The organism is Pseudomonas sp. Irchel s3h9 (assembly GCF_900187475.1).
GTDB classification, from domain to species: domain Bacteria; phylum Pseudomonadota; class Gammaproteobacteria; order Pseudomonadales; family Pseudomonadaceae; genus Aquipseudomonas; species Aquipseudomonas neuropathica.
The window spans coordinates 215,680-228,749 of the sequence record NZ_FYDH01000007.1; the positions used below are offsets into that span (position 1 = coordinate 215,680).

The 13,070-nt window shown below is 60.9% G+C and carries 13 protein-coding genes; 12 read left to right on the top strand and 1 reads right to left on the bottom strand.

Annotation, left to right across the window (positions count from 1 at the left end; translation table 11 throughout):
* Window positions 1–92 precede the first annotated feature (92 nt).
* The 5 genes from CKW26_RS13975 (at window position 93) to CKW26_RS13995 (ending at window position 6,197) form a co-directional block, all read left to right on the top strand.
* Window positions 93–1,025 (top strand): AraC family transcriptional regulator, encoded by a 933-nt coding sequence (locus tag CKW26_RS13975; RefSeq protein ID WP_095049014.1) that lies wholly within the window; start codon window positions 93–95, stop codon window positions 1,023–1,025.
* Between the two features lie 77 nt (window positions 1,026–1,102).
* The gene (locus tag CKW26_RS13980) at window positions 1,103–1,558 is read left to right on the top strand and encodes a (2Fe-2S)-binding protein (protein ID WP_007955170.1); all 456 of its coding nucleotides are present in this window, start codon (window positions 1,103–1,105) and stop codon (window positions 1,556–1,558) included.
* Window positions 1,558–3,810: a molybdopterin cofactor-binding domain-containing protein gene (locus CKW26_RS13985; RefSeq protein WP_095049015.1), complete on the top strand. Its 2,253-nt coding sequence runs from the start codon at window positions 1,558–1,560 to the stop codon at window positions 3,808–3,810. Before CKW26_RS13980 ends, CKW26_RS13985 begins: the two co-directional genes overlap by 1 nt.
* Before the next feature lie 17 nt (window positions 3,811–3,827).
* Entirely contained in the window at window positions 3,828–5,180 is a 1,353-nt protein-coding gene (locus tag CKW26_RS13990; protein WP_095049016.1) for a cytochrome c, read from the top strand.
* Window positions 5,181–5,192: 12 nt separating this feature from the next.
* Window positions 5,193–6,197 carry an XdhC family protein gene (locus tag CKW26_RS13995; protein ID WP_095049017.1) on the top strand — a complete coding sequence of 335 codons (1,005 nt, stop codon included), beginning with the start codon at window positions 5,193–5,195 and terminating at the stop codon, window positions 6,195–6,197.
* A 9-nt stretch (window positions 6,198–6,206) separates the two neighbouring features.
* On the opposite strand, the gene CKW26_RS14000 is transcribed toward CKW26_RS13995, so the two are convergent.
* Complete coding sequence (locus CKW26_RS14000; protein WP_177409253.1) at window positions 6,207–6,794, bottom strand: TetR/AcrR family transcriptional regulator; 588 nt, start codon at window positions 6,792–6,794, stop codon at window positions 6,207–6,209.
* Window positions 6,795–7,017: 223 nt separating this feature from the next.
* Here CKW26_RS14000 and CKW26_RS14005 point away from each other — a divergent pair, with 223 nt between their 5' ends.
* The 7 genes from CKW26_RS14005 (at window position 7,018) to CKW26_RS14035 (ending at window position 13,065) form a co-directional block, all read left to right on the top strand.
* Window positions 7,018–7,806 (top strand): SDR family oxidoreductase, encoded by a 789-nt coding sequence (locus CKW26_RS14005; RefSeq protein WP_034154110.1) that lies wholly within the window; start codon window positions 7,018–7,020, stop codon window positions 7,804–7,806.
* A gap of 107 nt (window positions 7,807–7,913) precedes the next feature.
* On the top strand, window positions 7,914–8,912 hold the full coding sequence (locus CKW26_RS14010) for an NADP-dependent oxidoreductase (protein WP_095049096.1): 999 nt from the start codon (window positions 7,914–7,916) through the stop codon (window positions 8,910–8,912).
* Between the two features lie 118 nt (window positions 8,913–9,030).
* Window positions 9,031–9,843: a DUF1206 domain-containing protein gene (locus CKW26_RS14015; RefSeq protein ID WP_095049019.1), complete on the top strand. Its 813-nt coding sequence runs from the start codon at window positions 9,031–9,033 to the stop codon at window positions 9,841–9,843.
* A 116-nt stretch (window positions 9,844–9,959) separates the two neighbouring features.
* A complete protein-coding gene (locus CKW26_RS14020; protein ID WP_095049020.1) occupies window positions 9,960–10,862 on the top strand; it encodes a bestrophin family protein in 903 nt (300 codons plus the stop codon).
* Between the two features lie 314 nt (window positions 10,863–11,176).
* Window positions 11,177–11,734: a GTP cyclohydrolase I FolE gene (gene folE / locus CKW26_RS14025; protein ID WP_034154114.1), complete on the top strand. Its 558-nt coding sequence runs from the start codon at window positions 11,177–11,179 to the stop codon at window positions 11,732–11,734.
* Between the two features lie 81 nt (window positions 11,735–11,815).
* A complete protein-coding gene (locus CKW26_RS14030) occupies window positions 11,816–12,358 on the top strand; it encodes a DUF3833 domain-containing protein (RefSeq protein WP_095049021.1) in 543 nt (180 codons plus the stop codon).
* Window positions 12,355–13,065 (top strand): SDR family NAD(P)-dependent oxidoreductase, encoded by a 711-nt coding sequence (locus CKW26_RS14035; RefSeq protein WP_095049022.1) that lies wholly within the window; start codon window positions 12,355–12,357, stop codon window positions 13,063–13,065. Before CKW26_RS14030 ends, CKW26_RS14035 begins: the two co-directional genes overlap by 4 nt.
* Window positions 13,066–13,070 lie beyond the last annotated feature (5 nt).

Below are 13,070 nucleotides of genomic sequence, written 5' to 3' on the forward strand. Positions count from 1 at the left end.
TGAATGCTTGCCTGATCCTCTGGCGATGCAGGGTGATGGATAGGAAACGTCTCGCGCGCGGATTAGAGTTCAGTCAACAGGAGTGACCCGACATGATCCCAACCCCTCTGCCCGAGGAATCGCCTTTGGCGTTGCACATTGACCCGCGCGTGAGTGCGCCGGGTGACTTCGCCACGGCCATACCCGGACTGTCGCTGTTTCGTCGCGACCAGCCAGCGCCGCCCGTGGTGTGCATGATCGAACCCAGCCTGATTCTCGTCGGTCGCGGCGAAAAACGTTTGTGGGTCGGTGGTGAAGGCTACAGCTATGACCCTTCACGGTTTCTGGTGACTTCGCTGGATCTGCCCGCCAACTCCGAAGTGATGCTTGCCAGCCCCGAGCGGCCCTGTGTCGGCCTCGTACTGAAGCTGGATGTCAGCATGCTCGCTGAGGTCATCACCAAGAGCGGCTTGCCGGCCAAGCGGCAGCCAGCAACGGGCACGGGCGCCGCGATTGGCAGTCTGTCGTCTGCCCTGGAAGGCGCACTCGATCGCCTGCTGGCATTGCTTGATGAACCCGAGGCGATCCCCGTGCTGGCGCCGCTGATTCTGCGCGAAATCCACTATCGGCTGCTGCACACCGATCAAGGCGCACGGCTGCGGCAGATCACGGCCGTCGATGGCCAGGGTTACCGCATTGCCAAGGCCATCGACTGGCTCAAGGTCAACTACACCGATGCCCTGCGCATCGACGATCTGGCCGCGCGGGTGCAGATGAGCGCGCCGACCTTTCACCATCATTTCCGCCAGCTCACCGGCATGAGTCCGTTGCAGTACCAGAAATGGCTGCGGCTGAACGAGGCCCGCCGGCTGATGCTGGTCGAGCGCCTCGACGTTTCGCGGGCGGCGTTTGCGGTTGGCTATGAAAGTCCTTCGCAGTTCAGCCGCGAATATGCCCGGCTGTTCGGCACCGCGCCGAGTCGTGACATCGCCCTTCTGCGCGGTCAGCCATTCGAGGCAGAGGCGCTCGGCACAGTCGCGAATTGAACGAAAACCGGTGATGCGCCTCGCCGCGCGTCACCGCTCATAACAATGCACGTCAACCGATGATCAGCGGGTGAATCATGGAACTACGAATCAACCAGAAGACCTATCAGGTCGATGCCGACGCCGATACACCCTTGCTGTGGGTGATCCGCGATGATCTGGGCATGACCGGCACCAAGTACGGCTGCGGACTGGCGCAATGTGGCGCCTGCTCGGTGCTGGTGGATGGCAACGTCGTGCGCTCGTGCGTCACACCGGTGGCGGGTGTCGTCGGTCGCGAGGTCACCACGATTGAGGCGATCGAAAGCGATGACGTGGGCAAACGGGTGGTCTCGACCTGGGTCGATCTGCAGGTCGCGCAGTGCGGCTACTGCCAGTCCGGGCAGGTGATGGCCGCCACTGCGCTGCTCAAACAAAACCCTAAACCGAGTGATGCGCAGATCGAGGCAGCGATGGTCAATCTGTGCCGCTGCGGTACTTACAACGCGATTCATGCCGCCGTGCATGAACTGGCCGGCAAGGGAGAAGCGTGATGAACGTTCGTATCGACCCTTCACAGCAAGCCTCGGTACTGGATCTGCACGAACCGATCAATGTTTCGCGCAGACGTTTTCTCACCGGCACCGCCGTCGGCGCTCTGGTTCTCGGCTTCGGTCTGCCGCTGGGTGCGACACGCGTGCAAGCTGCCGTTGCAACGGCGACGGCTGAGCGCGGCACGCAGGTCCCGGCGTTTCTCGAGATCCGTCCGGACAATCGCGTGCGTTTGCTCTGCCCGTTCATGGAAGGCGGACAAGGCACTTTCACGGCAATGGCGCAGATTGTCGGTGAAGAACTGGATGCCGACCCGGCGACCTTCCTGGTCGAAGCGGCGCCGCCCGGCGAAGCCTATGTGGTGTTGGAAAACGGCATGCGCATCACCGGCGGCAGCATGTCGGTGCGCATGAGTTACCCGGTGATGCGCCGCCTCGGCGCCCTTGCCCGCGCCATGTTATTGCAGGCGGGTGCGCAGCAACTTGGCGTACCAGTGAGCGAGTTGAGCACCGAGCCAGGCAAAGTCGTGCACGCCAAGTCGGGCCGCTCGCTGGCTTACGGTGAACTGGCCGAGCGCGCGATGGATCTGCCGGTTCCCGATCCGGCCTCCGTGAAGCTGCGTGATCCGAGCCAGTTCCGCTGGATCGGCAAACCGGTGAAGCGCCTCGATGCCTACGACAAGTCCACGGGCAAGGCGCTCTACAGCATCGATCTGAAGGTCGACGACATGCTCCATGCCGCCGTGCAACATGCCCCGCGCCTGGGCATGACGGTCGGCACTTTGCGCAACGAAGAGCAGGTCAAGGCAATGAAAGGCGTGCATTCCGTGCATCGTCTGCCGGGTGCCGTGGCGGTAGTCGCCGAGCGCTGGTGGCACGCCAAACGTGCTGTCGAGGCGATCCAGGTCAACTGGCAAGAGCCAACGGCCGACAGCAAAGTGCGGCCGATGCCCGCCGACTTTTCCAGCGATGCCTGGTTCAAGCGCCTCGCGGAAGATAAAGGCCCGGCCAAAGATGATGAACATGAAGGCGACGTGGCGGCGATTCTCAAGGAAACCAAGACCCGGATCGACGCCACTTACCACAACCAATACCTGAACCACGGGCAGTTGGAGCCGCCGTCGGCACTGGCGCGATTCAACCCGGACGGTTCGCTGGAAGTCTGGTTGCCGAATCAGGCGCCGGACATGTTCCGTGCGGACATCGCCAAACGCACGGGCCTCGATATTTCGCGCATCACCTTGCATTCGCCGCTGCTGGGCGGGTTCTTTGGCCGGCATTTCCTCTACGATTCGGCCAGTCCCTATCCGCAGGCGATCGCGCTGGCGCAAGCGGTTGGCCGCCCGGTCAAACTGATCTGGAGTCGCGAAGAAGAGTTCCTGCGTGACGTGCTTCGTCCCGTTGCCGCAGTGAATTTCCGTGCCGCACTGGACAGCGACGGCTGGCCGCTGGCAATCGAAGCGATCAGTGCCACCGAAGGCCCGACCGAAGCCCTCGCCGGCAAGCAGGGTGAGAAGCTCGATCCGACGGCACTTGAAGGCTTGTCCGGCAAGTCTTACGCGATCCCTAACAAGCGCATCGCGCAGATCTACGTCAAAGGCCCGGCCATGCTCGGTTACTGGCGTTCGGTGGGCAATTCGCTCAACGACTTCTTCTATGAATCGTTCCTCGACGAACTGGCCGACAAGGGCGGCAAAGACCCGTTCGATTTGCGCCTGCATCTGTTACGCGACAACAAGCGCTTGACCACTCTGCTGCAAGCGGTGGGTGAGCTATCCGGAGGCTGGAAGCGCGGGCCGTTTACCGCCGAAGACGGCAGCAAACGTGCGCGCGGCGTGGCCATGGCTTCGCCGTTCGGTACGGAGACCGCGGTGATCGCCGAGGTGTCCATCGAGAACGGCCAAGTCAAGGTGCACGATATCTGGCAAGCGATTGACCCGGGCAGCATCGTCAACCCAGCGATCGTCGAGGCTCAGGTCAATGGCGCCGTGGCGCTGGGGCTGTCGCAAACCCTGGTGGAAGAAGCCGTGTGGATTGATGGCAAACCCCGGGCGCGCAACTACGACTTGTATCCGATCCTGCCGCCTGCGCGGATGGCTCGGGTCCATGTGCGTGTGGTCGAGAGTGGCGAAAAAATGGGTGGCATCGGTGAACCGCCGCTGCCTGCGGTCGCGCCCGCCGTCGCTAACGCGGTGGCGACCCTAACCGGTCAGCGGGTGCGTAGCCTGCCCTTGAGCCGACACACCTTCACTTGATCAGCGCCGGAGCGTCCATGAATAACAGCCGATTCGCAAGAACCGCTGGCTGGCTGGCAGTGCCGTGCCTGGTCGCGGCAGGCCTGCTGGCCTGGTATGTCACCCGCGAGCCTGTCTCGCGCCTGGAAACCCATCAGATCGCCGTGGCCGACATCGATCCGGCACTGGTCGCCCGTGGCGAATACGTCGCCCGACTCAGCGATTGCGTGGCCTGCCACAGCGTGCCAGGGGGGGCGCCATTCGCTGGCGGCCTGGAAATGGCCACACCGCTGGGCTCAATCCATGCGACCAATATCACCCCGGACACGGAAACCGGCATCGGCCACTACAGCCTGGCGGACTTCGACCGAGCGGTGCGCCACGGCGTGGCGCCCGACAGTCGCCGTCTGTACCCGGCGATGCCCTACCCGTCCTACGCCAAGCTCAGTGATGACGATGTGCGTGCGCTGTATGCGTTCTTCATGAAAGGCGTGGCGCCGGTGAAACAGGCGAACATCCCCAGTGCGATTCCGTTTCCACTGAACCTGCGCTGGCCGATTGCGCTGTGGAATGGCGTGTTTGTCGACGCCGAGCCTTATGCGGCGAAACCTTCGCAGGATGAACAGTGGAACCGTGGCGCTTACCTCGTTCAAGGCGCCGGGCATTGCGGTAGTTGCCACACGCCGCGCGGTTTGGCGTTCAACGAAAAGGCACTGGATGAGGCCGGTAAGCCATACCTCGCTGGCGCTTTGCTCGATGGCTGGTACGCACCGAGCCTGCGTGATGATCACAACACCGGGCTGGGCCGCTGGAGCGAACCGGAGATCGTCCAGTTCCTCAAGACCGGTCGCAACAAACATGCGGTGGTCTACGGCTCGATGACCGAAGCATTCAACAACTCCACGCAGTTCATGACCGATGACGATCTGACCGCGATTGCCCACTACCTGAAGTCCTTGCCTGGCGACCGCCAGCGCGATGGCGAGCCTTGGCAGTATCAAGCGGTTTCGGCGGCGGAGCGTCTCGACTCGCCCGGTGCTCATACCTACGTGACGCGCTGTGCTTCCTGCCATGGTCTGGACGGCAAGGGCCAGTCCGAATGGATGCCGCCGCTGGCCGGCGCGACTTCTGCACTGGCCAAGGAAAGCGCCTCGGCGATCAACATCACCCTCAATGGCTCGCAGCGTGTCGTCGCGGCTGGCGTGCCGGATGCCTATCGCATGCCGGCCTTCCGTGAACAGCTGTCGGATCAGCAGATCGCCGAAGTGCTGACCTTCATGCGCAGCACCTGGGGCAACCAAAGCACTGCGGTTGATGCGCAGACGGTGGGCAAACTGCGTGAACACACCGATCCGGCCAGCAGCAGCCCGATCATTCTGCAGATGCGCTAAGAGGAGACACTGATGGAAAGCATCGACTTGCTGGTCCTGCGCACAGCGCGGGACTGGCTTGCCGCTGGCGAGCGTGTATTGCTCGCCACGGTGGCGCGCACCTGGGGTTCTTCACCGCGTCCGACCGGTTCGATGATGGCTTTGCGTGACGATGGTCGCGTGGTGGGCAGTGTGTCCGGCGGCTGCATCGAGGACGATCTGATCCATCGCTATACCACGGCCCATGGCGGCAGCGCTTTTAGCGACAGCGCGCCGCAAGTGGTGCGCTATGGCGTCAGCGCCGATGAAGCGCATCGCTTTGGCTTGCCGTGCGGTGGCACGCTTGAACTGATCCTTGAGTTCAACCCGGCGTGGCAGTCGCTCGATGAACTGCTGACGCAACTGGACGCCGGGCAACTGGTTCGCCGTCGTCTGGCGTTGGAGTCTGGTCAGGTGATGCTCGAACCGACCGCAACGCCGGAACAGTTCAGCTTCGATGGCGTGCAGATGCTCAACACCTTGGGGCCGGGCTATCGAATGCTGATGATCGGTGCCGGCGCGCTGGCCGAGTATCTGGCGACCATGGCCTTGTTCAACGGTTTCAAGGTGGCGGTGTGCGATCCGCGTCCCGAGTACATCGAGACTTGGGCGGTAGACGGTGTGGAGCGCATTGTCGGCATGCCGGACGACGTGGTCCGCGACTTCGCGGTCGATCTGCGCACCTGCATCGTCGCCTTGAGTCATGACCCCAAACTCGACGATCTGGCCTTGCTCGAAGCGCTCCACGGCCCGGCGTTCTATATCGGCGCCATCGGCTCGCGGCGCAACAGCCAGCTGCGTCGCGAACGCCTGATCGAGCATTTTGGCGAGACCGAGGCGTCGCTTAAACGTCTACACGGGCCGATCGGCCTCTACATCGGCAGCAAGACGCCTGCGGAAATCGCCGTCAGCGTGATGGCCGAGATTCTTGCGGCGAAGAATGGCGCCCAACTGCCGCAAGCGTTCTCCATCGTCAGGGCCAAAGCGCTCGCCGAATGAGCCGCGCTGCTACTCTGCGATGGCGTTTTCGGTCGGCAACGAAGCGAGCATTTCTGCGCGGCATACCTCAAGAATCTCGTCTGCCAGCGCGGAATCATCCGGGCAGGCACGCGACAGGATAATCGCGCCGACGGCCCGCGACAGCAGGTCGATCATCTGCTTGCGCCCCTCACCCGCCTCGGCATCCGGCCCGCTCGGGTATTTCTCGCCCAGGGTTTGCAGGGTGTGCTCAATGCCCTCGGCAAACGTCGCTTTCACCTCATCCGACTGACGCGCCGCGTCGCCGCCCAACGCGGCCATGGTGCAACCGTCGCCGCGTCCGTCGCGATGTTCTCTGTTCACATAGACGTTGATGAAGCCCGGAACATCCAGCGCTTGGGCGGCTATCAGCGATTTGGCCAGACTGCACGCCGAGGCTTCGGCCATCAGGTCGGCCTTCGACCCGAAATGTTTATAGAAACCACCATGGGTAAAACCGGCGGCCGCCATGAGGTCCGCCACGCCGACGCCGTCAAAGCCGCGCTCACGGAACAGCTCTGAGGCGGTTTCAACGATGTGTTCTCGATTGGCCTGCGCCTGGGCCTTGGTCACTCTCACGTGCAATACCTCGTGTTTCCGGGGAAATCCTGCGTCCGATGATACATAGATGTTGGCCATAATCAAAACCGTTGACAGTTTAGATTTAGATCATCATCCTAATTGCTCGCACCATCGATCTTCATCAACGGGCACGGAACAACCTCAATCGCCGCTGGCTGAATCGAGCATCAGCGCAAGCTGAGCGCGTTCTGCTTCTCACACCCTCAAAGAGAGATAAACCATGAGCACTCGCCCTACTGTTCTGATCACTGGCGCCTCCACCGGCATCGGCGCGGTCTACGCCGAACGCTTTGCGCAACGCGGCCACGATCTGGTGCTGGTCGCCCGCGATCAGGCGCGCCTGGATGCACTGGCTGCGCGCTTGCGCAGCGAGCATGACGTCGCCGTCGATGTGATCCCGGCGGACCTGACCCAACCCGGCGATCTGACCACTGTTGAAAACCGCCTGCGCGACGATGCCCGTATCGGCGTCCTCGTCAATAACGCCGGCGCGGCGCTGTCCGGCCATTTCGTCGAGCAAAGCACCGACAAAGTGGCGCAACTGGTCGCCCTCAACACCACCGCACTGGTGCGGCTTGCCAGCGCCATCGCTCCACGCCTGGCCAAGGCCGGTGACGGTGCGATCATCAACATCGGTTCGGTAGTTGGCCTCGCACCGGAGTTCGGCATGACGGTCTACGGCGCGACCAAGGCGTTTGTATTGTTCCTGTCCCAAGGACTGAGCCTGGAACTGTCGCCTCAGGGTGTCTACGTGCAGGCCGTGTTGCCGGCCGCCACACGCACGGAAATCTGGGATCGCTCCGGCGTCGACATCAACACCTTGAGCGAAATCATGGAGGTGGGTGATCTGGTGGATGCTGCGCTCGTCGGCTTCGATCGTCGCGAACCGGTGACCATTCCGCCGCTGCACGAAGCAGAGCGCTGGGATGCCTTGCAGGGCGCACGGCTGGGCCTTATCGGGCAAATCCGCCAATCTGAGGTTGCCCAGCGCTACCAGACGCCAGAGTGATCCTCAGCTAGCGAGCATGCGCGGCAGATTAGATGCAGTCACAAGGCGCTGCATCGAATCCGCAACGCACCGACTACCATCCGTACACCGACAAGAGCCGCACCTCGATGAAAGCTTTTTTGATTGATCGCTATGGCAAACACACCGGGCGCATCGGCGACGCGCCGGTCCCGGCAGTGGGTTCTCACGACGTCTTGATCGAGGTCCATGCCAGCAGCGTCAACGTGCTGGACTCGAAGATCAGCACCGGCGAATTCAAGTTGATCCTCCCCTACGAGTTTCCATTGATTCTGGGCAACGATCTGGCAGGCGTGGTGACTGAAGTCGGCACGCAAGTGACACGCTTCAAACCGGGAGACGAGGTGTACGCTCGCCCACCCGAAGCACGAATCGGCACCTTCGCTGAGTTGATCGCCGTGAACGAAAATGCGATTGCCCTCAAACCGGCCAATACCGACATGGCACAGGCTGCTTCCCTGCCCTTGGTGGCACTGACCGCCTGGCAAGTGCTGGTCGAAACCACCCAGCTGGAAAAAGGCCAGAAAGTACTGATTCACGCCGGCTCCGGCGGCGTCGGCACCGTTGCCATTCAGCTTGCCAAACACCTCGGTGCCTTTGTCGCCACAACCACCAGCACCGCGAATGTCGAATGGGTCAAGGCGCTAGGGGCTGACGTGGTGATCGATTACAAACAGCAGAACTTCGAAAGTGTCTTGCACGACTACGACGTGGTGTTGAACAGCCTCGGTTCTGATGTCCTGGAGAAGTCAATCAAGGTGCTCAAGCCCGGTGGCCAGCTGATTTCCATCTCTGGGCCACCCACCGCGCAATTCGCACAGGAGCAAGGTTTGTCTTGGCCCTTGCAGCAGGTCATGCGCCTGTTGAGCCTCGGCATTCGGCGCAAGGCACGCAAGCAGGACGTCAATTACGCATTCGTGTTCATGCGCGCCAACGGCGCCCAACTGCAGCAGATCAGCGCACTGGTCGAGGCCGGCATCATCAAACCGGTGATTGATCGAACGTTCCCCTTTGAATCTACAGCAGAGGCGTTGAAATACGTCGAGCAGGGACGCGCCAAGGGCAAGGTCGTTGTTTCGATCAAATGACGATTCCGGCTATTGCTGAGTCATCTATGGAAATCCGCTCACGGCGTTCTTCGACAGGTCATAGAACCCCTCCCGGCAAGAAGGGTCTGCTCTCTTATAACCTCTCAGGAATACCCCCATGTCCGCGCAACGCAACCTCGTCCTCCTCGCTCGGGGAGGCTATGCCGCCCGAGGAATGCTTTATCTGATCATCGGTATCTTTGCGTTGCTGGCAGCCCAGGATTCGACTAAACCGAAGGACAGCCACAAGAGTCTGGAAGCCTTGTTAGGCCAGCCATTCGGCTATTTTCTGGTTGGACTTGTCGTGGCGGGACTGCTCGCATTTGCCGCTTGGCGTGTCCTGCAGGCAACGCGTGATGTCGATCATCACGGCACAAAACTCAAAGGTCTGGTGATCCGCACAGGGTTGTTTGTGGGAGGTCTGGTCAACGGTGCTCTGGCGTTCTTTGCATTGGGCCTGCTCATCAGCGGGATTAAAAGCTCGGGCAATTCCGCAGGACAAACCAAAGACTGGCTGGCGAATCTTCTGTCCTGGGAACATTCGAACTGGCTGGTGTACCTGATCGCCCTCGTGCCGCTCGGTGTAGGCATTGCTCACATCATCAAGGGCTGGAAAGCGTCGTTCGAGAAGTATTTCGAGGCCGACGAAGAGGTCATGCGCTACGTCCGCCCGGTCTCGCGGTTTGGCCTGATCGCGCGCGGCGTCGTGTTTATCGAGATCGCATTGCTCCTGGCAATCAGCGGCTCTACCTATCGGGCCATGGATCCCCCGGGTATGAAGGAAGCGCTCGATGCGCTGCAGAATCTACCCGCTGGCTGGCTGATCTTGATGGTAATAGCCCTGGGGCTGATGGCGTTCTCGGTCTACAGTCTGTCGGAAGCTTGCTGGCGCAAGATCAATATGGATGTGCCAGGCGTATCGAGCACATAGCGTGTAACGTCTTTGCCGGTGATCACTCGGGCGCTGCATCGATGAGCGAACCTTTCCCCCGAAAACAGCGTCCGAGCTAAAGCGTTAACGCTTACCGCTCGCCACGAGGTTTCCGTTTGAAAGCTGCCATCGTCAGAAAATACCGATTGATCATCAAAACGCTGGGCTACGTCGGCTGGGCCTTGTTCTGGCTGTTGCTCTGGGACATCGCTGTCACTGTCGACTTCATGTTGTTTCTCAACACCAAGCTGAATTTACCCCTCATGCCCCTGACTTTATTGGGTTCGGCGTTGATTGTGTTGATCAGTTTCCGCAACAGCAGCGCCTACAACCGCTGGTGGGAAGCACGGACGCTGTGGGGTTCGATGATCAACAATTCGCGCAGTTTCGCCCGGCAGGTGCTGACGTTGCTGGATGACGCTGACAACGAGGTCAATCCGGTCAAGTCGACTCTATTACGCCGCCACGTCGCCTATGTGAATTGCCTCGCAGCGCATTTGCAAGGCCAGCCTTGCCCTGAGGAAGTCCGCGCGTTCATTCCCGCCGAGGAGTTCGCCCGCAGCGGCACCACCAATAACTTTGCCAACGACATCCTCACTGGCTCGGCGACTTTGCTCGCTCGGGAATACAAGGCCGGGCGCCTCGACAGCATTCGCCTGGCGCGGCTGGAATCGACGCTGGTGGACTTGTCCAACAGCCAGGGTGGCATGGAGCGGATTGCGAATACGCCGCTGCCCTACCCTTATGTGTATTTTCCGCGGCTGTTTATTTCGCTGTTCTGCCTGATCGTACCGATCGGACTAGTGGAATCCCTGGGCTGGTTCACGCCGCTGGCGTCGACCGTGGTGGGCTTTATGCTGCTGGCCATCGAGCGCATCGGCACCGATCTGCAAAGTCCGTTTCGCCACAGCGAGCATCAGATTCAGATGGAAGCGCTGTGCGAAACCATCGAAAAGAACCTGCAGTCGATGCAGCGTGACTCCCTGGGTGACGTGCGCAGGCTTGCAGAGAACGCTTGAGGTGCAGCAATCGGGAACCGTCAGGATGTCTGACGGTTTCCAAATCAATCAGAACGCCGCACAACATCGCTTGGTTGTGCCCCGCGCTCCTGCTTCTGCCGTAGCGCTCACTGTCATCCCCCCCTTCCCGCTCCTCGCGCCACCTCACATTTTGCGATGTGAGGTTTTCGCATCTGCATAAAAAAGATTGCCGATTCATTGTCAGGTGATTTTTTTCAGCCTATCTTCAATAAAACCTATACAAAGCACTTCATTGCGTACAACTCTTTCGCTATGGATTGGCCTCACGCACAGCACTGCCGCGAGCACCTTGAATGAACCCACTATTAGCCAGCCATTACCGTGAAATTCTCGTCGGCGTCGGTGAAAACCCCGAGCGCGAAGGACTGTTGGACACACCCCAGCGCGCCGCCAAAGCGATGCAGTACCTGTGCAATGGCTACACGATGAGCCTGGAAGACGTCACCAACGGTGCCCTGTTCGAGTCGCAGAGCGATGAAATGGTGATCGTCAGCGACATCGAGCTGTATTCCTTGTGCGAGCACCACATGCTGCCCTTTATCGGCAAGGCACATGTCGCGTACATCCCCACCGGCCGGGTCCTGGGGCTGTCGAAGGTCGCGCGGGTGGTAGACATGTTCGCGCGGCGCCTGCAGATCCAGGAAAACCTCACGCGGCAGATTGCCGACGCCATTCAGCAGATCACCGATGCCGCCGGTGTGGCGGTGGTCATTGAAGCGCGGCACATGTGCATGATGATGCGCGGCGTTGAGAAGCAGAATTCGGTCATGACCTCCTCCGTGATGCTGGGGGCTTTCCGGGATAGTTCGACGACACGGCAGGAATTTCTGCAACTGATCGGGCGGCGATAAAGCTATACAGAGGACAGTCACTGTACAAGCCGACAGTTCGAATCTCACCCTCTTCACTTGTGTGTTTCAGGGAGTTAGGCGATGACCCGATTTCTGCTGTTACTGACACTGGCACTCAGCGTCGCAAGCTGCGGCAGCGTGGATGTTGCCCGTTATGCCGAGCAACAACCGGCCTTGGACCTGCAGCGCTTTTTCAGCCAGCCCGTCAAAGCCTGGGGGATGTTTCAGAAGCGCAGCGGTGAGGTGGCCAAGCGTTTTGAGGTCAACATCGTCAGCCGGCGTGAGGGCAACAACCTGATTCTCGACGAGCGCTTCCTGTACAGCGACGGCACCCGCCAACGCCGCGTCTGGACCCTCACGCCTGAAGGCCAGGGGCGTTGGAGCGGTCGCGCGGCTGACGTGGTGGGTGTCGCCGAGGGCCAGGTCGCGGGCAACACGTTGCACTGGCGTTATCGCCTGAACCTGCCGGTCGATGACTCGACTTACGAAATGAGCATGGACGACTGGATGCACTTGATGGACGAGGACACGTTGATTAACCGCACCAGCATGTCCAAATTCGGCGTAGAGGTCGGACAGGTGACATTGTTCTTCCGTCGCCAGGGTGCCGGAGTCAGCGAATGAACCGCGCATTGACCCTGGCCTCGCTCGGCGACGGTTATCGCGCGCTGGTGATCGGCGCCAGTGGCGCCCTCGGCACAGCCTTTTGCCAACGGCTGAAACAGGATCCGCGCTGTGCCGACGTTCGTGCGCTGGGGCGCCGTACGCTCCCCGCGCTCGACCTTGAACGGCCCGAAACGATTGCCAGTGCCGCCACCGAACTGGCAGGCGAAGCGCCGTATCAACTGATCATCCACGCGGCCGGTCTGCTCCATCGCGAAGGGATCAAACCGGAAAAAAGCTTCAGCGCGATCGAGCCGGAGGCGCTGCAAACCGTGTTTCAAGTGAACACGCTGGGACCGGCATTGGTGTTGCGCCATTTCCTGCCACTGCTCGATCCTCGGGGAGCGATGGCGATGCTTTCGGCCAAGGTCGGGAGCATTGGCGACAACCGATTGGGCGGCTGGTACGCCTACCGCGCCTCCAAGGCTGCGCTGAACATGCTGATCAAGACCGCCGCCATCGAACTGGCACGCACGCGCCCGCAGAGTCGCTTGCTCAGTCTGCACCCGGGCACGGTGGTGTCGGGGTTGTCGCAACCTTTTCGCAGCGCCTCCAGCGCCCGTCCGGCAGACGTTGCCGCTGAACAGTTACTGACCTTGATAGACCAGTTGACGCCGGCCGACAGCGGCCATTTCTTTGCCTACGATGGAGAACGCCTACCCTGGTAGGCAAG